General features: G+C 69.0%; 16 protein-coding genes. 2 read left to right on the top strand and 14 right to left on the bottom strand.

The window, feature by feature from the left end; all coding sequences use genetic code 11:
- The 9 genes from ACXJKR_RS07100 to ACXJKR_RS07060 all read right to left on the bottom strand — a co-directional run.
- Window positions 1-243 (bottom strand): hypothetical protein (locus ACXJKR_RS07100; protein WP_457321910.1); only part of this gene is annotated, 243 nt, incomplete at its 3' end.
- 249 nt (window positions 244-492) lie between these two features.
- Window positions 493-624 carry a hypothetical protein gene (locus ACXJKR_RS07095; protein ID WP_268795242.1) on the bottom strand — a complete coding sequence of 44 codons (132 nt, stop codon included), beginning with the start codon at window positions 622-624 and terminating at the stop codon, window positions 493-495.
- 332 nt (window positions 625-956) lie between these two features.
- Window positions 957-2,168: an SGNH/GDSL hydrolase family protein gene (locus tag ACXJKR_RS07090; RefSeq protein ID WP_457321908.1), complete on the bottom strand. Its 1,212-nt coding sequence runs from the start codon at window positions 2,166-2,168 to the stop codon at window positions 957-959.
- Between the two features lie 212 nt (window positions 2,169-2,380).
- The gene (locus tag ACXJKR_RS07085) at window positions 2,381-2,992 is read right to left on the bottom strand and encodes a hypothetical protein (RefSeq protein ID WP_457321906.1); all 612 of its coding nucleotides are present in this window, start codon (window positions 2,990-2,992) and stop codon (window positions 2,381-2,383) included.
- Window positions 2,993-3,178: 186 nt separating this feature from the next.
- Window positions 3,179-6,142 carry an EAL domain-containing protein gene (locus ACXJKR_RS07080; protein ID WP_457321904.1) on the bottom strand — a complete coding sequence of 988 codons (2,964 nt, stop codon included), beginning with the start codon at window positions 6,140-6,142 and terminating at the stop codon, window positions 3,179-3,181.
- The gene (locus ACXJKR_RS07075) at window positions 6,139-6,750 is read right to left on the bottom strand and encodes a FecR family protein (RefSeq protein WP_457321902.1); all 612 of its coding nucleotides are present in this window, start codon (window positions 6,748-6,750) and stop codon (window positions 6,139-6,141) included. Before ACXJKR_RS07075 ends, ACXJKR_RS07080 begins: the two co-directional genes overlap by 4 nt.
- A gap of 12 nt (window positions 6,751-6,762) precedes the next feature.
- Window positions 6,763-9,780 carry a CHAT domain-containing protein gene (locus ACXJKR_RS07070; RefSeq protein ID WP_457321900.1) on the bottom strand — a complete coding sequence of 1,006 codons (3,018 nt, stop codon included), beginning with the start codon at window positions 9,778-9,780 and terminating at the stop codon, window positions 6,763-6,765.
- Window positions 9,781-9,835: 55 nt separating this feature from the next.
- The gene (locus ACXJKR_RS07065) at window positions 9,836-11,011 is read right to left on the bottom strand and encodes an MFS transporter (RefSeq protein ID WP_457321898.1); all 1,176 of its coding nucleotides are present in this window, start codon (window positions 11,009-11,011) and stop codon (window positions 9,836-9,838) included.
- A complete protein-coding gene (locus ACXJKR_RS07060) occupies window positions 11,008-12,387 on the bottom strand; it encodes a DNA recombination protein RmuC (RefSeq protein ID WP_457321896.1) in 1,380 nt (459 codons plus the stop codon). The genes ACXJKR_RS07065 and ACXJKR_RS07060 overlap by 4 nt, the downstream gene beginning before the upstream one ends.
- 101 nt (window positions 12,388-12,488) lie before the next feature.
- On the opposite strand from ACXJKR_RS07060, the gene ACXJKR_RS07055 reads away from it, so the two are divergent.
- A complete protein-coding gene (locus ACXJKR_RS07055; RefSeq protein ID WP_457321894.1) occupies window positions 12,489-14,003 on the top strand; it encodes an FAD-binding oxidoreductase in 1,515 nt (504 codons plus the stop codon).
- Here ACXJKR_RS07055 and ACXJKR_RS07050 read toward each other — a convergent pair.
- The 5 genes from ACXJKR_RS07050 to ACXJKR_RS07030 are packed head-to-tail and all read right to left on the bottom strand — an operon-like array spanning window position 13,995 to window position 18,229.
- On the bottom strand, window positions 13,995-14,789 hold the full coding sequence (locus tag ACXJKR_RS07050; RefSeq protein ID WP_457321892.1) for a hypothetical protein: 795 nt from the start codon (window positions 14,787-14,789) through the stop codon (window positions 13,995-13,997). The genes ACXJKR_RS07055 and ACXJKR_RS07050 overlap by 9 nt on opposite strands.
- Complete coding sequence (locus tag ACXJKR_RS07045; protein WP_457321890.1) at window positions 14,786-15,772, bottom strand: 2-hydroxyacid dehydrogenase; 987 nt, start codon at window positions 15,770-15,772, stop codon at window positions 14,786-14,788. Before ACXJKR_RS07045 ends, ACXJKR_RS07050 begins: the two co-directional genes overlap by 4 nt.
- Window positions 15,760-17,085 (bottom strand): sodium:proton antiporter, encoded by a 1,326-nt coding sequence (locus tag ACXJKR_RS07040; protein WP_457321888.1) that lies wholly within the window; start codon window positions 17,083-17,085, stop codon window positions 15,760-15,762. The genes ACXJKR_RS07045 and ACXJKR_RS07040 overlap by 13 nt, the downstream gene beginning before the upstream one ends.
- Entirely contained in the window at window positions 17,082-17,792 is a 711-nt protein-coding gene (locus tag ACXJKR_RS07035; RefSeq protein ID WP_457321886.1) for a nitroreductase, read from the bottom strand. Before ACXJKR_RS07035 ends, ACXJKR_RS07040 begins: the two co-directional genes overlap by 4 nt.
- On the bottom strand, window positions 17,789-18,229 hold the full coding sequence (locus ACXJKR_RS07030; protein ID WP_056194937.1) for an acyl-CoA thioesterase: 441 nt from the start codon (window positions 18,227-18,229) through the stop codon (window positions 17,789-17,791). Before ACXJKR_RS07030 ends, ACXJKR_RS07035 begins: the two co-directional genes overlap by 4 nt.
- Before the next feature lie 136 nt (window positions 18,230-18,365).
- On the opposite strand from ACXJKR_RS07030, the gene ACXJKR_RS07025 reads away from it, so the two are divergent.
- A partial coding sequence (locus ACXJKR_RS07025) for a cache domain-containing protein (protein ID WP_457321884.1) occupies window positions 18,366-18,698 on the top strand: 333 nt, incomplete at its 3' end.

Raw genomic sequence — 18,698 nt, 5'->3', positions numbered from 1 at the left:
ATCCAGCACGGCCATCAATTCCAAACGGCGCAAGTCGCTGCGCGGCTTCTGCAACAACGCAGTGACCGCCGTGACCACGCTGAGCTTGCCGCGCAGGTCATGGACGGCTTGCTGCCACAGCTCGGAGGCCTGCGCGTGGGGGTCAGGCCCCGGATCACCGGTCACATCCCGCCAACCGATGTGCGAGCCAAATGAGCCGTGCGTGCCGGTCAGGATCGCCGCGCCCTGGGGCGCGACCGTCATGCCGAATGGAGGGTGTTGCGAGTTCATGGTGAGCAGCCGCTATATCGACGGCACAAGCATTCCCGAAGCCCCAGCGGCGTTCCGTGCGCTGCCGCACCAACGGTGCGTTTCCAACCCAGCCTCGGTCATCACCTGCGTCGCGGATTGCTGACAAGGACGATGCCCGCAAAGCCCGTCAGCTGGCGGCCGAAGGCCATCATCACCTGCAGGTTCTCCTGCCCGGTGCGGACGGCCGGCCTGTTGCCAAGCCTATTTCTTGCGCGGAGCGACAGAAATCGCCTCCGCAGCCTTCTCAGCCGAGGTGGCGGGAATCACGGGCGCTGGCGCATGGGCCTTCTTCGCTTTCTTCTGTTCCTTGTTGCCGCGTTGACCTTTGGACATGGGATCTTTCGTTGAGGGAGCGAGCACAGCGCGTCGCAAGGTCTTGCTTTTAGACATTGGGAGCGCTGGTGTCGGTGCGGCGGCGCACGGACACCTGAAGCATCTGCAGATTCCAGGCGGTCGCTGACAGCGGCGCTGTACTGCTGCCGGTGTCGCCGAGGAAGGCAGTTTCCTGAATCCGTGACCTTACCTCTGTAGCCCCGCACCCTGAGGGTGCCGCCCGATGGCAACGAGTTGCCTGAGTTTGGGGAAGAATTTGGCGATGCGCGCGGTACCAGGCCAAACAGGGCGGGCGCGCCCGCATGGCGATCAGCAGCGCTCTCGCCGGCTGATCACTTCAACCAGCGCAGATCGACGGCAGCGGCCATCGCCTGGTAGCCGACTTCGTTGGGATGCAGATGATCGCCGCTGTCGAAGGCCGGCAGCAGCTGATCGGGCCGGGCCGGGTCACGCAGCAGGCGGTCGAAGTCGAGCAGCGCATCGAAGGCGCCGGCGGTTCTGATCCAGCGGTTGACCGCCTGGCGCTTGGCCTCGCTCTGCGGCGTCGGGCGCAACAACCCCTTGGCCTCGCCGCAGGGCAGCAGCGTCGCGCCCCAGATCTTCAGGCCGCTCGCATGCGCTTTTGCAATCAGGTCGCGCATGCCGGCGATGATCTGCTGCGCGCTGACGTCGTCCTGCGGTGTTGCCGGCGCCTTCGCCGCGGTGATGTCATTGATGCCCTGCATCAGCACGATCCAGCGCACGCCCGGCTTGCTCAGCGCATCGCGCTCGAAGCGCGCCAGCACGCTCGGGCCGACGAAGGGAGCGCGCCCGTCGTTGAGGATGCGGTTGCCGGCGATGCCCGCATTGGCCACGCCGATAGTCGCCAGCTGCGGGTCGCCCTGCAGACGCGCGGCCAGGAAATCCGGCCAGCGCGCATTGCGGTCGTCGGCCGAGCCGACACCATCGGTGATGGAGTCACCTACCGCCACCAAGGTGCGTGCCGGGGCGGCGGCGCTCACCTCCAGATCGGTGACGAAGTAGCGGCTGTCGTCGGTGGTCGCGCCGGCCGGGAACAGCGTCGCCGCGCCGGCGTCCTCGCCCGGCCACAGCCAGGCGGTCTGCAGCGCCGCGCCATGCAGCGTCGATGGTCCGGTCTCCTGCGGCAGATACAGGCTCAGCGCCAGCTGCTGCAGCGCGGCCACGCGCAGCTCAACCGGATCGCTCAGGACGCTGTCGCCGGGGGCGATCGTCACCGTCGGCAGCTTTTGGAAGCTGAGTGCCCGATCGCTGCCCGGTTGGATGGCCGAGCCGGCGGCGTGCAGCGCCAGATGGACCGGTCCGAGGTTCAGCGGCGCGCTGCCGAACAGATTGGACAGGCGTATGCGCACCTGCGTACCGGCGACGCTGCTGCGCACGACCTGGCGTATCGTCTGCGGCTGCAGCGACGGGCCGGGCGAGTCCGGTGCGGCCGCCCAGCCAGTCACCCAATGCGGGTCGGCGGCGACGGCGCTGGCCGCGCAGCAGAGTGCCAGCAGGCCGGCGAGCAGATGTTTCACACGCATTCCAATCATTCCCGGCTTCAAGACAGGCGCCGATTCTGCCCATCGACCGCGACCTTGCCGTTCGTAATGGGCGACGCTGACTTACAAGTTTGAGAGGAGGAGTGCGCGATGGCATCACCGCCGTCACTCGCGACTTCGTCGGCACATACGGGGGCGCCAATTTCAGCCGCATACAGACTGATCTGTTCGCTGCAGTCGCTCAACGTTCGAAGCTACGAAAAGCCTGTTTGATGATTGTCTGCGCTGCGGCCTGACTTACCTGGGTTGAACCGTTCCTCACCACTTGGCGCGACCCAACCCCCTTTGACCTCCAACAGCGAACCGACGGGAGCGAGCAGGCCGACGCCACTTTCAGATGCTTGCTCCCACGGGGCGTACGTGATCGCCGACAAGGTACTGCCGAGTTGTGCTTCAACTTCGGTCTCGCGGATCCACACCTTCGCTTGTGTTCCACGAAGCGAGTCGCGGATGACGGACTGAGCGATCTGCGAGCGAGTTTCGGAGTAGGCGAGTAACCGTGCTTCGAACTGCACGAGCAACCTCCTGTTCGCAGCCTCGCCAGCAGCTACGGACCGGGCGTACTGCCCCCGATAGCCGGCTGGTGAGTTGAAGAACCCATCGTAGGCAACCTCGGAAACGCGGATCAGGAAGGAGGCACGATGACAGCCGCGGATGGCTTGCCCAGAGAATTGCTCCCAGCAGAAACCTTCGACCAATGCCGATTCGAGGAGCCCGACAACGGCATCGAAGCTGAGGTAGGAGTGAAGCGTGCTCGCGCGCGAACTGTCGACTGAAGCACAGAACTGCCAAGTGCTACCGCTCATGAGCGGCTAGCGCATTCTCGACAGACCGTCAGCGCCTCTTAGGCATGCAGGCTGCACCCTAGATCGACGCGATTTGAAAGGTGCAAGCGCTTGATTCATTGAAGTCTTCTCCCAAATCTGCCGGAGCTAAACAGTCATCAAATTTCCGATCAGAGCGGCGACCTCCAGTCATAGGCCCAGCTGCCACTACCGCCGCCACGGCGCGCTCCTGATCGCCTCCGTCGCCTGCGCCTCAGGCAGCGCCTTCGCAAACAACCAGCCCTGCCCTACCTGCACGCCCAGCTGCTCCAGCAGCGCGGCCTGCTTTTCGTCCTCGACGCCTTCGGCCAGCGTCTGCTTGCCCAGGGCCAGGGCCAGGCCGACGATGGTGCGGACGATCTCCTGAGCCTCGCGGCCGGCGGCCAGGCGGATGACGAAGCTGCGGTCGACCTTCAACGTGTCGAACGGGAAGCGATGCAGATAGGCCAGTGATGAGTAGCCGGTGCCGAAGTCGTCAATGCTGAGCTTGAAGCCCATGCGCGCCAGCTCCTGCAGAACCTCGGCGCTGCGCTGCGGGTTGGCCATGGCCATGCTCTCGGTGACTTCGAGCTTGAGTCGGTGCGTGGGCACGTCGCCCAGCGCCGCGAGCGTGGCGCGGGCGTCGGCCAGCAGTTCCAGGTCGCGCTCCAGCTGCACGCCGGACAGGTTGACGGCCACCTCGCCGGTGAAGCCCAGCGGCTGCCAGCGTCGCAGCTGGCCCGCGGCCTCCAGCAGGGCCCAGCGGCCGATGGCGCAGATCTGGCCGCTGGCCTCGGCCACGGGGATGAAGTCGCCCGGCATGATCAGCCCGCGCTCGGGATGGCGCCAGCGGATCAGCGCTTCGAAGCCGAGCAGGGCGCGGTCCGACAGCCGCACAAAGGGCTGGTAGTGCAGCTCGAACTGCGTGCCGCTGGCCAGGGCTGCGTCGATGGCGTCGCGCAGCCAGCGGCGCGACTGTTCGACGAGCTGCTCGGCGGGGTCGAACTCATGCGTCTGGCCAGGGCCGCCAGCCTTGGCGCGAGCGAGCGCCCCTTCAGCCGCCGTCAACAGTTCGTCCGCCGTGGCCGGGCCATGGCGGCGCTGGGCCCAGGCGATGCCGGCGGTGAGCTGCAGCATGGGTGTCGCGACATTGAAGGGCGACTGCAGCAGGGCCTGCACGCGGCGGCCCAAGTCGGCCGCGCTGTCGCCACCGGCCAGCAGCAGTGCGAACTGGTCGGGGCCCATGCGCGCCACGAGATGACGCGCTCCGAAATTCGATTTGAGGCGGCTGGCCAGCTCGGTCAGCACGGTATCGCCAACGACGGGCCCGTGGGTCTCGTTCAGGGCCCGGAAACCATCCAGGCCGAGCAGCAGCAGGCCGGTCTCGGGCGCCAGCACGCCGGACAGCAGCTGCGTCAGCTGCTCGCGGAACAGCACGCGGTTGGCCAGCCCGGTGAGGCGGTCGTGCAGGGCGTCGAAGCTGATCTGCTGCTGCAGGCGCTGGCTCTCGGAGATGTCCGTCAGCGAGCCGGCCATGCGCACCGGCCTGGCGCTCTTACCTTCACCCTCGCGCACGGCCAGGCCGCGCGCCAGCAGCCAGCGCTCCTGGCCACCCTGATGGAAATGCAGCACCTGGTGGAACTGCAGGCTCTGCCCGTCCAGATGCGCCTGCAGCTCGGCCTCGAAGGCGTGGCGCATGGCAGGCTCCAGGGGCTGCGTCCACGCCTGGATGGCATGGCCGGCCTCGGCGGCAGACAGGCCCATCAGCGCCAGCCAGCGCGGTGAGTAATAGACCTCGCCCGTCGTCAGGTCCCAGTCCCACAGGCCGTCGTTGGCGCCCTGGGCCGCCAAGGCATAGCGCTGCTCGCTCGCGGCGAGCTGGCGCGCGGCCACCCGGCGCCGGCCCTGCTCGATGCCGGCACGCAGTGCGCTGCCGCCCAGCGTCGCGATGGCCAGGGCCAGCAGCGGCGGCGCCATTGCGAAGACGAAGTAGTGGCTCTCGAAGGCCCACTGCACGCCGGCCAGCAGGGCCAGCGTGCCCAGCACGATGGCGGCCAAGGCGACACCCAGGGAGCGGCGGGCGAGCAGCGCCACGGCGGCAAAGGGCAGCAGGAAGACGGCGGCCAGTTCGGCCGCGCCGCCCCAGGCCGGACGCACCAGGCTGCGGCCCGTCAGCAGGTTGTCGRTGACGGTGGCGATCCTCTCCATGCCCGGCAGGCGGGCGTCGTAGGGCGTGGGCACGTGGTCGCCGGCGGCCAGGGCCGACACGCCCAGGACCACCACGCGGCCTTGCAGCCGCGCCGGCTCGACGCGGCCGGCCAGCAGGTCGGCAAAACCCACGCTGTCAAAACTGCTGGCCGGGCCACCGGGACCGTAGTAGTTCACCCCGAGGCGCGACAGCTCGTCCAGGCGGAACTGCAGCCCCTTGCCGGCGGTGAATTCCGCGCCGAAGCGGGCTCGGGCTGCAGGCCAGTCGACACCGCGCGCGAAGGCGGCCAGGCGCAGCGGCAGGGAGGGATAGACCTCGCCGTTCAGGCGCAGCAGCGGCAGGTCGCGGCGCATGCTGCCGTCGGGTTCCGGCCGCACGCTGATGTGGCCCAGGGCCGCGGCGGCCTCGGCCAGGACGGCCTCCGGGGCGACGAGGCGGCGCGGCCGGTAGTAGCCCTCGCTGCGCGCCAGCGCGGCTTCGTCGTCATAGCGCAGCAGGGCCTGGGCCAGCACGGGCGCGGGCGCCGCGGCGGCGTCGGCCTTGCCGTCATCGGGCAGGGAGAAGGGAATGAGGGCGCAAGCGCAGGCTTTCATCGCCGCGGCCAGGGCGGCGCTGCCTTCGGGCGTACCGCCGCCGGGCAGCAGCAGGATGTCCAGCGCCACGGCGCGCGCGCCGCCCGCCTGCAGGGCCTGCACGGCACGCGCCATCTCGGCACGGTCGGGCACGCGCCCGCCCAGGGACTCCAGTGCGGCATCGTCCACGCGCACCAGCAGCAGCGGCAATTCGGTGCCCGGCGCCAGCTCACCGCGCCAGCGCGTCTGCCAGTCCAACGCCCATTGGTCGGGGCGTTCCAGCACAGGCACGTCGGCCCGCCAAGCCAGCATCGCCAGGCCCAGCAGGGCCGCCGCCAGGCCGATCAGCACATAGCCGATACGGGATCTCAATCCAGCGACCCCAGGCGCTGTTCGACGCGAGCCACCTTGTCGGCCGCCCAAGCCATGGCCGCCACGCACTGGCTGCCATCGCAATGCGTGCCGTTGAGCTTCTTCTGCAGGCGCACCGGGTAGCGTGGCTTGATGCCGCGGGTCTGCGGGCCGGCAGGCTCGACGTCGACCTCGCCGGTCTTCACCAGCACGGCGGTCGCGCGGTCGTCGCCGACCTCGACGCTGAACTCGGTGCCGCGCACGGCGGTCACGGCGGTGGGCGTGCGCACGCGCCAGCTGCCGCCGCCCGACGGCGTCACGCGCTGGCCGATCAGGCCCGTTTCCAACAGCAACTCGGCGGCCCGCGGTTGGGCAGGCGCCACGCTGAAGGCCTCGATGCGCAGCTGGCTCTTGTCGGCCAGCACAACGACGGAACCGTCGACGAACTTCAGCCGCACGCGGCCGGCCGCGCCGGTTCGCAGCGTCGTGCCGACGTCGAGCTTGTCGCCCACCGCCAGCGCCTTGCCATCGACGCGCTGGGCCTCGCCGCTGACGGCCATGACCTCGCAGGCCTGCTGGGCCAAGGCGGCTGAACTCAGCAGGGACAGGCACAACACCAGCAAACGCATTTCTTCAGACTCCTATCGAGATGGATCGCCGAACAAGGCGTATCCCGCCCAGTAGAACGGATGCGTCCAGCGCCCGCCACCGAGAGTTCCCTCGATCATCCCCACTTGAGCCAGGCGCAGTGCCTCGGCCCGCGGCGCCTTGGCCGAGAAGGTGGCGGCCGTCAGCACCGCGGCGGATGAGGTCTCTACCGCCCAATGCGTGGCCAGCACCGAGCGGCTGCCGGCGAAGAAGAAGCCGCGCACCAGGCCCGACATGGCCGCCCCGCCCTGCTCGCCCGCAGCCGTGTTGCAGGCCGACAGCAGCACGGCCTGGGCGTTCAGGCGCAAGGTCAACACGTCGTCGAGTTCGAGCAGCGGCGAGGCCGTGGCGTCGGGGCCAGGCGCCAATGCGAGCGCGGGCTTGGACACGCCTGGCAGCTCGCCGGGCATCAGCCCATGCGTGGCGAAGGCAACGACACGGCGGTCCTGCAGGGGCGCGGCCAGCACCGCCTCGCGCGTGGCGGCGGCGCCGAGCAGCAGATCGGTGTGCGGGTTGGCGCCCAGGGCCTTGGCCAGCGCCGTCAGCTCGATGCGGGTTTCGGGCAGCGGCGGGATGTCGCCATAGCTGAAACCCCAGGCGGCGTCGTACCTGGTGGCGCTGCTGTTCAACGCGGCGCGGCCGGCAGGGATCGTGGTTTTTGCGTTGGACTTGAACTGCGGGTCACCGACGCCGAACAGCGGCTTGGTTGCCAGCGCCGGCGCGGCAGCGCGGCGCAGCGCGAACAGTGCGCCGGCCGAGGGCAGTTGGGTGACGGCCATGCGGCGGGCAACGAAGGCGCTGGGCTCGGGTGTGGTCAGCACGGCCGCAAACGGCAGGGCCGCCAGCGCACCGTCGGCGGCGACAAGCAGGCTCTTCACATCGGCACCGGGCTGCAGCGGCGCGATGAGTTCGCGCCAGACTTCATGCAGGGCGGCCGTCGGCAGCGTCGGCGGGCGGCCGGTGCTCAGGTCCAGCGCCGTGCGGATCTGCACCACCTTGTCGGCCCAGCCGGCCGCGCCGATGCTGGACGCGGCAAAGCGCGTCGGCGCGCCGGGCGTGACCCACCAGGCCAGCGTCGCCCCCTCCAGCGGCTGCACGACGAGCAGGGCCTCGCCGGGCGACATCAGCTTTTGCAGCGCTGCGGGCGGCGGAAGTGCAGGCGTGACGAGGTCAGCATAGGCCGGGTAGGCCTTGGCGACGCGTTCGCGCTGGGCGTTCAAGACCTCACGCGCGGCCTGGGCCTGCTCCCGGCCCTGGCGCACCTGCTCGCGCACGGCGGCGAGTTCATCGGCCAGGGCCTTCTGCCTCTTCTTGCGTTCGGCGTCGGGCAGGGCCTTGAGCTCGGCCTTGGTCTCCTCGCTGCTGTTGCGCCGGCGCAGGCGGTCCTCTTCGTTGAGCTGGGTGGCCAGAGCCCCATTGCGCGAGCTGGCGGCGGCGCGCAGGTTGGCCTCCTCCTCCAGCAGCGCGCGCAGGGCTGGCGTCGCGGCCAGCAGGCGTGCCGTGGCGTCGGTCAGCGCGCGATGGGCGGCGCCGGCCTGCAGGCGGTCGGCCACCTGCATGGCGCGGTCGGTCCAGGCCGGCTCCAACGCCTCGCCGCGCAGGGCTCGCGCGCCGATCTCGCGCAGGAACTCGTCAAACGCCAGGCCCAGCACGAAGCCACGCGCGCCGTTGAGGTCCAGGTCCTGCCAGCCGCCAGGGTTGTCCAGCAGGGCCGTGAACAGCGGCTGGTAGTCGCTCCAGGCGCCGGCCATATCGCCCTTGAGCATGCGCACCAGGGCGCGCACGCCGCTGGCCTCCTGCGTCTGCGGATGGGTCTCGCCGTAAAGGCGCTGGCGATAGCGCAATACGCGCTCGACGGCGTCCAGGGCCTCGTCGAAGCGGCCGTTCTTGGCGGCCAGCAACGCGCGCAGCCGCCAGTCGCTGGCGCGGTCCTTGGCCAGGCTGTCGGCGGGCAGGCTGGCCAGGAAGTCGCGGTAGAAGGCATCGGCCTCGGGCCAGCGGCGCAGGCCGATCAGCGCCCTCACCTGCTCCTGGCGCGCCAGCCAGCGGGTGTGGCTGGCGGCACTGGCGCCCGAGCGCTGCAGCATGTCGTCGGCGCGCTGGGCGTTCTCCAGCGCGGCGGCATATTGCCGCGCAGCCACCTGAGCCTGGCCAAGGCGGTAGCTCCAGCGCGCACCCAACGCATCACTCAGTTGGCCGGCCCGCCACAGCGCCAGATTGCCCTGGGCAATCTGGATGGCCTCGGGGGCGCGGCCGTGTCGCACCAGGGCATAGACCAGCATGCCTTGCGAGCCGTCGTACCAGCCATAGGCGTCCTGCACGGCGGGGTCGCGCAGCGGCCGTTGGCCTCCGCTGGGGAGTCTGCGCGCGTCCTCCACGCCCTTCTGCGCCAGGCGCACAGCCTCCCGCAGCGTTGCCACCGCGTCGGCCAGCCGCCCTTCCCATCGCTCGATCTCGGAGCGCACCTGCAGGTGGTCGACGCGCAGCCGCAGCGTCGCCGCTGGGTCGCGGTCGCCGAGCGACTCCTGCGCCTGCCTGACCAGGCCCTGCGCACGCGACCACATGCGCTCCATGACCGCGCGGTCGCGCGCCTGGGCCAGCGCGTAGACGTGGCGCAGCGCGGCCGCCGCCCGCGTGGGCAGGCTCAGCGTCGCGTCGCTGGCAAAGGCATCGGCCGCAGCCATGGACTTGCCCGAGCTGCCCCAGATGAATTCGGCGCTGAGGTACTGGCGGATCCAGATCTCGCCGCCGGGCTGGCTGCGGCCAAAGGTGGCCAGCTCGCGCAGCAGCTCCACATATTTGCCGCGCTGTTCCAGCGCCTGCGCCGCGCGGGCCTGGCGCTGCAGCAGCGCGTAGCGGGCTGCGGGCTCGACGGGCAGCGCTTCAGCGAGCAGGGCTTGCGCCTCGGCCTCGGCCATGACGACGGGTGCCTCGCTGTCGTCTTCTTCCACCTGAGCCACGGCCGCGGACGCGGCCAACAGCAGGCCGGCAAACCAGATCTGAATCCTCATCGCCCCACCTCCAGTGCCGGATGCTAGGGGGCTTGCGCCAACCGGCGCCAGAGAGCTATTGCTGACGCAGATGTCTGGCCGGCAGCTGGGCCACAAGCAACAGCGAGGCCATCAGCCACATCGGCGCTACCAGGGCAGTGGCCGCGGCGAGGATGCCGAAGCCGGCGGGCATGGCCACCGTCGCACCGTTGACCGTCAACATGCGCAGGCCCAGCGCCTGGCCATGGCGACCGGGCGGCGTCACGTGGTGCAGCATGGCCATGATCATGGGCTGCACCGAGCCCAGCGCCACGCCCAGCAAAGCGGAGCCGCACATCAGACCAACGGTGCCCGGCAGCCAGGCATAGGCCATGAAGGTCAGCATTGCGACCACCATGGCCGTGCGCAGGGCCTTGACCTCGTCCAGTTCGTCGGCGAAGCGCACGATGGCCAGACGCACGCAGGTGGCCGCGGCAGCGAAGCTGCCCAGCACGATGCCGATGCTGACTGCCGACAGGCCGCGCGCATGGYCCACCACGGGCACGACGAAGCTGTGCGCATCCCAGCAGGCCGACAGCACCAGGTTGACGAGGATGAGGCGGCGAAAGGCCGGCAGCCGGAACAACTGCCAGGCGGCGCGCTCGCGAAAGCTCTTGGTCAGTGGCTCGGGCTGATGGCGCGGTACCTTCTGCGCAAAACCCCAGGCCAGCAGCGGCAGCAGCGTCGCGAAGCCGAAGGCAGCCGTCATGCCGAACTGATCGATGAGAATCCCGGCAATCACCGGCGCCAGCGCGTTGGACAGGGCCGGGCCCAGGGCCATCCAGCTGAAGATGCGCTTGAGCTCGCCCGGCTCGTCGGCCATCAACCCGGCCTCGCGCTGCAGCGCCACGGCCGCGACGGCGACCGCACCGCCACACAGCAGGCAGCCGACGGCGATGGCCCAGAGCTGCTGCACGGCCAACGCCAGCAGCGCGCCGCAGCCGGCCATCAGCACACCCACACCCACGGGCCGATGAAAGCCGTGCCGGTCCGCCAGCCGCCCGGCCCACAGCGACAGCACGATGGGCGCGACGGCGAAGAGGCTGAGCAGCAGGCCCACCGAGGCCTCGCCATAGCCGCGGTTGAGCACCCACAGGCTGGCGGTCACGCGCGTGGTGGCCATGCAGGCATGCACGCAGATCATCGTGGCGATCAGCCACACGAAGGCGTGGCGCAGATTGGCCTTCTTCCCCGCTGGGGCGGAGTCGGTCACTCGGCGTCCTCGCCGAGCTCAACGAGCTTGTCGAGCTGCAACATGCGCTGGGCTGCGTCGTCGGGCAGCGCCTCGACGCTCTTGAGCTTGCGCGTCATCTGGCGCGTGCGGGTCTCGGCCAGATCGATGGTGTTGCTGGCCTCTTCGAGCTTCTTCTTCGTCTTGGCCAGCACCTCGCCGAACTTGCCGAACTCGGTCTTGACCGCTCCCAGCACTTCCCAGACCTCAGCCGAGCGTTTCTCCAGCGCCAGCGTGCGAAAGCCCATCTGCAGGCTGGTCAGCGTGGCCAGCAAGGTGGTGGGGCCGCAGAGCATGACCTTGTGTTCGCGCTGCAGGCTCTCCATCAGACCCGGGCGGCGCAGGGCCTCGGCGTACAGGCCCTCGGTGGGCACGAAGAGGATGCCGAAGTCGGTTGTATGCGGCGGCGCGATGTATTTCTCGCGGATGGTGCGCGCCTCCATCCRCAGGCGCATTTCGATGGCCTTGGCCGAGGCTTCGGCGGCCACGGGGTCGCCCTTTTCCTGTGCGTCGAGCAGGCGCTCGTAGTCCTCGCGCGGGAACTTGGCGTCGATGGGAAGCCAGAGTGGCTGGCCATCGTCGCGCTGGCCGGGCAGCTTGATCGCAAACTCCACGCGTTCGGACGAGCCGGGCAGCGTCGCCACGTTGGCTGCGTACTGTTCCGGCGTGAAAACCTGCTCCAGCAGGCCCGCCAGTTGCACTTCGCCAAAGATGCCGCGCGTCTTCACGTTGGTCAGCACGCGGTTCAGCGAGCCCACGTCGCGCGCCAGGTTCTGCATCTCGCCCAGGCCCTTGTGCACCTGCTCCAGCCGCTCGGCCACCTGCTTGAAGCTCTCGCCCAGGCGCTGTTCCAGCGTGGCGTGCAGCTTCTCGTCCACCGTTGCCCGCATCTGCTCGAGCTTCTTCTCGTTGTCCTGCTGGATGCTGGTCAGGCGCAACTCAACGGTATGGCGCAGCTCGGCCATGCGCTGTTCGTTGCTGGTGGACATGGCCTTGAGCTGCTCGAGCATTGCATCGGTCAGGCGCTGCATGGACTCGCCCTGCGCCAGCGCACTGCGCTGCGCGGCGGCGTCCTGCGACTCGCGCGCGGCAAGTGCCTGCTGCGCGAGGGACTGGTTGCTGCCCTGCAATCCCTGCGTCAGCACCTGCTGGAATTGGGCAAGGCCTTGCACCAGTTCCTGGCGCGTGCCGCTGGCGCTGCGGCCCAGCTCGTCGCGCAGTTCGCGCTCCAGCCGCTCGTTGCTCTGCAGCAGCTCGGGCGCCACGCCGGTTTGCGGTTTCTGGCGAGCCCAGATCAACACCAGCAGGACCAAAACCAGGGCCAGCAGGCCCAGCATCAACACGTCGAACAGGCTCATGCGGGCCATTGTCGCCCGGCGCGCAATCGCTTTCATTGGTATCTTATTGGTATCGCGTAAAGTCGAGCGTCTGGTCTTTTATTGGCATTGTCAGGCGGGCGATGGAGCGACGACGTTTTGTTCTCGGGCTGGGCGGCGCGGCGGCGTTGAGCGGCGGACTGGCCGGCTGCGGCGGCGGTGGGAATTCGGCACCTGCGCCCTCTCCTGCGCCGGCGCCTGCCCCACCGGCCGGGCCGGATTGGGACAGCCTGTCGCGCCAGCTGCAGGGCCAGCTGGTGCTGCCCGCGCAAGCCGACTTCGACCGCCTGCACCGCGGCGCAAATGCCCGCTACGACAGCCAGTTGCCGCTGGCCGTGGCCCGCTGCGCGAGCGCGGGCGACATCGTCTCGGCCCTGGCCTTCGCCAAGCAGCAAAAGCTCGCCTTCACGGGCCGCAGTGGCGGCCACAGCTATCTCGGAGCCAGCACCGGCAGCGGCCTGCTCATCGACGTGGGCGCCATGGACAGCGTGCAGTTGGATGGCGACCGCGCCACCGTCGGCGCCGGCGCCAAGCTCACCGACGTCTACGACAGCCTCATCACCGCCGGCCGCTGCATCCCCTCGGGCAGCTGCGTCAGCGTCGGCATTGCCGGCATCACACTGGGCGGCGGCATCGGCGTGCTGGACCGCGCCTATGGCCTGACCTGCGACGCGCTGCTATCTGCCCGCGTCGTCACGGCCAGCGGCGAGCAGCTCGAATGCAGCGACACGTTGCAGCCCGATCTCTTCTGGGCGCTGCGTGGCGGTGGCGGTGGCCAGGTCGCCTTGGTCACGTCGCTGACTTTCCAGACCCACGCCGTCGCGCCGTTGACACAGTTCGGTGCGAGCTTCGCGCTCAGCGAACTGCCGGCCGTCCTGGCGGCCTGGCAGGCCTGGCCACAGACCCTGCCAGACACGGCCTGGTCCCAGCTCGCGCTGTCAGGCCAGGGGGCTTATCTGTGGGGCATCGCCATCGGCGACGCGGCCACCGTGCAGCCGCACTGGAGCGCCCTGCTCACGCGCATCGGCCGCACGCCGCCGGACGCCACGCTGCAGGCGCGCAGCTACCGCGACGTCATGCTCGGCAGTTGCGCGGCGCTGAGCCGCGCCCAGTGCCACCTGCCGAGCCAGAACGCCAACGGCCAGCTGGGCCGCGTGGCCATGGCGGCCAGCTCGGACTATTTCGACAACGCGCTGGATGCCACCGGCGTCACCGCCCTGGGCCAGGCCCTGCAACAGCGTCGTGACAGCGGCCGCGCCGGTGCCGTGCTGCTCAACCTGATGGGCGGCGCCATCGCTCGCGTCGCGCCCGATGCGACGGCCTTCGCGCACCGCCGCGCCCTCTTCAGCGCCCAATACCTGGCCGAGTTTCCGGTCAGCGCAGCGGCTGCAACGCTGGACGAGGCCGCGGCCTGGACACACGGCATGCGCACGACGATGCAGGCGTGGAGCAGCGGCGGTGCCTATGTGAACTATCTGGACGGCCTGCTGGCCAGGCCGGCCGAGGCCTATTTCGGCGCCAACCTCGCGCGGCTGCGCCAGGTCAAGCAGGCCTACGACCCGGCCGGGGTGTTCAAGGCTGTGCCGGACCTAGGGTGAGACGAGAGAGGCCACGGCGCGCGGGAGTTCGGCCTCGATGAGGGCCTCCAACGCCTTCACGCGCTGCTCGGCCGTCGTGGCGGCCCAGGGGTTGGCAGCGGCCTCGCGGTCCACCGGCAGGCGTGCCGCCACGGCGAGCGACTGCTCGCGCCTGAGCTTGAGATCGCTGAGGTCGATCAGCGCGACGCGGATGGACACATAGGACGCGAACACCGGCAGGGCGCCCTGGCCATCAAAGCTGATCTGGCCGCTGGGGCGCTGGTCCAGCACAAAGCCCGGGCCTTCCAGGGTCGCAAGGATGCGGCCCGGCAAGGCCGCGGCCAGGGCCGGCTCCTGGCGGCTGCGCGTGACCAGCAGCAGCTGGGCCGCGCCGCTCTGGCGCACCGCGTCGCCGAGCTTGCCAGGCAGGCTGAGCCTGCCGTCAACGAACAGGTGAGCCGGGTCGCCGAACAGGCTGCGCGTGGTCGAGGTGTAGAGCTTGACCTCGCGACCTTTGGCCGAGGCCGTGATGGCACCGTTCAAGGCCTGCAGCACCGCGTTGTCCAGGCCCCCGGCGGGCGTGGACGTCCAGTCGCCGGACTGCACCGTGTCGCCACGCGCCGGGCTCAAGGAGATGAGCTGCACGTTGTCACCCAGCAGGGACAGGACTGCGAACTTGTTGGGGTCTCGCGGCGTCTTGTCTTCCACGACGGGCGCGGGCGGCGGCGGCGCGCCCTTGTTCTTGACGGACTGGCCGAAAGCCAGCGCGGGCAGCAAGGAAAGCAGGCAGATCAGGCGGCGGTTCATGCGGGAATGACTTCAGGGTTCAGCGGCGTGAGGGGCTTGGCACCGGTCAGCGCGGCGACGAGGTTGTCGGCAGCCAGGTCTGCCATGGCCAGGCGGGTGGGCATGGTGGCGCTGGCGATGTGCGGCGTGAGGACGACGTTGGGCAGCGTCAGCAACGCCGGATTCACACGCGGTTCGCCCTCGAAGACATCAAGGCCGGCAGCGGCGATGCGGTTCTCGCGCAGTGCCGCGGCCAGCGCATCTTCGTCGACGATGCCGCCGCGGGCGATGTTGACGAGAGTGGCCGTCGGCTTCATCAGCGCCAGCTCGGGCGCGGCGATGCAGTGGTGGGACTCGGCCGAATAAGGCAGCACGAGGATGAGGTGATCGGCCTGGCGCAGCAGCGCTTCCTTGGTCAGATAGCTTGCGCCAAGTTCAGCCTCGATGTCGGCCGGCAGCCGCGAACGGTTGTGATAGATCACCTTCATGCCGAAGCCGAAGCGGCCACGCCGCGCAATGGCCTGGCCGATGCGGCCCATGCCGAGGATGCCCAGCGTGGCGCCATGCACGTCGGAGCCGGCCAGGAAGTCCCAGGCCCAGCTCTTCCAGCGCCCGTCTCGCAGCAGGCGCTCGCCCTCGCTCATGCGCCGGGCCGTGGCCATCAGCAGCGCAAAGCCGAAGTCGGCCGTCGATTCGGTCAGCACATCGGGCGTGTTGGTGACGAGGACACGGCGCACCGTGCAAGCGGCCAGGTCGATGTGGTTGTAGCCCACGCTCATCGTGCAGACGGCGCGCAGATCGGGGCAGGCATCAAGCAGCTCGGCGKTGATGCGCTCGGTGCCGGTGATGTAAGCGCCGACCTTGCCTTGCAGACGGGCGCGCAACTCGTCGGGGGTCAGCGGCGCCTCGCCCTGATGGAAGTCCACGTCGAATTGGGCCGCGAGTTTTTCAACGACGGCCGCTGGCGCCCTGCGCGCGATCAGGACTTTCTTCATCGCATCCATATCCAGCCCATCACGAAGAGAAGCGGCAGCAGCACCGCGCAAGACCAGAGCAGATAGCCACCAAAGCTCGGCATCTTGACACCTCGCTCCTCGGCAATGGCCTTGACCATGAAATTGGGCGCGTTGCCGATATAGGTCATCGCGCCCATGAAGACGGCGCCGCCTGAGATGGCCGCCAGCAGCGATGCACCTTCATTCATCAGCTGGGCTGCATTGCCGCCGGCGAGGTTGAAGAAGGCGAGATAGGTCGGCGCGTTGTCCAGCACCGAAGACAGGCCGCCCGTCAGCCAGAAATAGGCCATCGGCGAATCGAGCATGGCGGCCAGCGACGCGAACACACCGGCCGGGCCGGCCTTGAGCATGGCGATGACGGGCACCATGGTCAGGAAGATGGCGATGAAGAGCTTGGCCACTTCCTGCATCGGCGCCCAGCTGAACTGGTTCTTCTCGCGCACACCGGCCGGTGTCAGCCACAGCGACGCGAACGTCACGACGACGAGGCCCACGTCGCGCACCAGGGCTTGCAACGGCAGCGGCGTGCCCCAGAGGTCGAAGACGATGCCCGGCTTCCAGGTACCGCTCATCAGCACCAGGCCGATGGCCACGACGAGCGGCAGCAGGTTGATGACGCCTTCCAGACCCAGCCGGGGCGCGTCGGGTGTCGGGTCAGCGGGCGTGATGCCTTCCTTGCGGTAGAGCCAGGCGTCGATGCCCCAGAACACGGCGAGCAGCGCAGCGAGCAGGAACAGCGTTTCCTGCCACAGTTGCCCGGCCGTCCAGAAGAAGCTGACGCCCTGCAGGAAGCCGAGAAAGAGCGGCGGGTCGCCCAGCGGCGTCAGCGACCCGCCGACGTTGCTGACGATGAAGATGAAGAAGACGACGACATGGGCGTTGTGGCGGCGGTTGTCGTTGGCGCGGATCAGCGGGCGGATCAGCAACATGGAGGCGCCCGTCGTGCCCATGAAGCTGGCCAGTGCGGCGCCCAGCAGCATCAGGCCCGAGTTGAGCGTCGGGCTGCCATGCAGATTGCCGCGGATGAAGATGCCGCCGGCCGTCGTGTACAGCGCGCCGAGCAGGATGGTGAAAGGCAGGTATTCCTCGACCAGCGTGTGCACCAGCACGCCGCCGGTCTCTGCCGCCCCGAATGCGAGCGCAAACGGGATCAGCAAGGCCAGCGTCCAGCCCGCGGCGATCTTGCCGAAGTGGTGGTGCCAGAAGGCCGGCGCGGCCAACGGCATGACGGCAATCGACAACAGCAGGCCCGCGAACGGCGCGGCCCAGGTCAGGCCGAGTTCGGCGCCGGAGAAACTCATTCGATGAAGCGCGTGAACTCGGCCACCGGCGCGCGCTCGGTGACGAGGCTGTTCTCGATGGCATCCGGGTCGGCATAGCCCATGGACATGCCGCAGACCACCATCTGCTCATCGCTCAATTGCAACTCCTCGGCGATGACGCGGTGGAACTGCGTGAACGCGGCCTGCGGGCAGGTGTGCAGGCCGCGCGCACGGGCCGCCACCATGATGTTCTGCAGGAACATGCCGTAGTCCAGCCACGAACCCTGCTGCATGACGCGGTCGATGGTGAACATCAGGCCGACCGGCGCGTCGAAGAAGATGAAATTGCGGCCATGCTGGTGCTGCATGCGCGACTTGTCGGTCTTGGCGATGCCCAGCAGCCCGTAGAGATCCCAGCCCACCTTGCGGCGGCGGTCGATGTAGGGGCTGCGCCATTCGGTGGGGTAGTAGGCGTATTCCTCCTTGTGGCCGGCGTTCTGCTCGGGGTCGAGGTAGGCGGCCTGGATGCGGCCGGCCACGCGCGTCAACGCCGCACCCGTCATCACATGCACCTGCCACGGCTGGGTGTTGGTGCCAGAGGGCGCCCAGGAGGCGACCTCAAGAATGTCCTCGATGGTCGCGCGCGGCACCGGTTTCGGCAGGAAGGCGCGCAGCGAGTGCCGGGTCTTGATGGCGGCATCGACCGCGGCGGTCTGCTCGGGCGTGGGCGTGGCGAAACGGCTCATGGCGTCAGGGTCTTCAAGGCTTGGAGATAGGAGGCCGGCAGCTCGGCCACCGGGCGGCGGCTGACGCGGTCGACGTAGACATGCACGAAATGACCCCGCGCTGCGCACGCGGCGGCGCCTTCAGCGAACAGGCCGATCTCGTAGCGCACGCTGGAGCGTCCCTGCTGGGCCACGCGCACGCCGGCCTCGATGCGCTGCGGGAAGGCCAGCGACTCGAAGAAGTTGCAATGCGTCTCGACGACCAGGCCAATGACCTCGCCGCCATGGATGTCCAGCGCGCCGGCTTCGATGAGCAGGCTGTTCACAGCCGTGTCGAAGAGGCTGTAGTAGACGACGTTGTTCAAGTGGCCGTAGGCGTCGTTGTCCATCCACCGCGTCGTCAGCGGCACGAAGCGGGGGTATGTCTCGCGGCCATCGGGCTGGGGGCGGGTCGTCATGGCGGCATTCTTCCATGCACGTCCGCCGGGCCCGCTTTACGGGGCTGATTGCGGCTTATGCACTTGCACGATCTGTTTTTCCGGAGCGACACTGGGCCGCAGACAACGATTTCACAACGGCTGGCAAGGAGCTCGCATGAACCGATCCCGAGTAGTGAGTTTTGCATTCGCACTGGCGGCCGTCTTCGGCGCCCAGGCCGCACTGGCCGACAACGCGACCAAGGATGACGCGGTCGCCACCGTCAAGAAGGCTGTGACCTTCATCAAGGCCAACGGCAAGGACAAGGCCTATGCCACGATCACGGCCAAGGACCCGCAGTTCGTCAAGGCCGACCTCTACATCGTCGTCTACGGCATGGACGGCAAATGCCTGGCCCACGGCGCCAACGAGAAGCAGGTCGGCCGCGATCTGATCGACCTCAAGGACATCGATGGCAAGCCCTTCATCCGCGAGCGCGTCGAACTGGGC

Source organism: Roseateles sp. P5_E11 (genome assembly GCF_054049355.1).
This window is presented reverse-complemented; position numbering and strand designations above follow the sequence as displayed.

Bases quoted from the DNA above. Each gene is read 5' to 3' on its own strand.
- ACXJKR_RS07035 (WP_457321886.1), bottom strand. From the start codon at position 17,792: ATGAGCCGTTTCGCCACGCCCACGCCCGAGCAGACCGCCGCGGTCGAT.
- ACXJKR_RS07040 (WP_457321888.1), bottom strand. From the start codon at position 17,085: ATGAGTTTCTCCGGCGCCGAACTCGGCCTGACCTGGGCCGCGCCGTTC.
- ACXJKR_RS07090 (WP_457321908.1), bottom strand. From the start codon at position 2,168: ATGCGTGTGAAACATCTGCTCGCCGGCCTGCTGGCACTCTGCTGCGCG.
- ACXJKR_RS07055 (WP_457321894.1), top strand. From the start codon at position 12,489: ATGGAGCGACGACGTTTTGTTCTCGGGCTGGGCGGCGCGGCGGCGTTG.
- ACXJKR_RS07070 (WP_457321900.1), bottom strand. From the start codon at position 9,780: ATGAGGATTCAGATCTGGTTTGCCGGCCTGCTGTTGGCCGCGTCCGCG.
- ACXJKR_RS07030 (WP_056194937.1), bottom strand. From the start codon at position 18,229: ATGACGACCCGCCCCCAGCCCGATGGCCGCGAGACATACCCCCGCTTC.
- ACXJKR_RS07050 (WP_457321892.1), bottom strand. From the start codon at position 14,789: ATGAACCGCCGCCTGATCTGCCTGCTTTCCTTGCTGCCCGCGCTGGCT.
- ACXJKR_RS07085 (WP_457321906.1), bottom strand. From the start codon at position 2,992: ATGAGCGGTAGCACTTGGCAGTTCTGTGCTTCAGTCGACAGTTCGCGC.
- ACXJKR_RS07095 (WP_268795242.1), bottom strand. From the start codon at position 624: ATGTCCAAAGGTCAACGCGGCAACAAGGAACAGAAGAAAGCGAAGAAG.
- ACXJKR_RS07075 (WP_457321902.1), bottom strand. From the start codon at position 6,750: ATGCGTTTGCTGGTGTTGTGCCTGTCCCTGCTGAGTTCAGCCGCCTTG.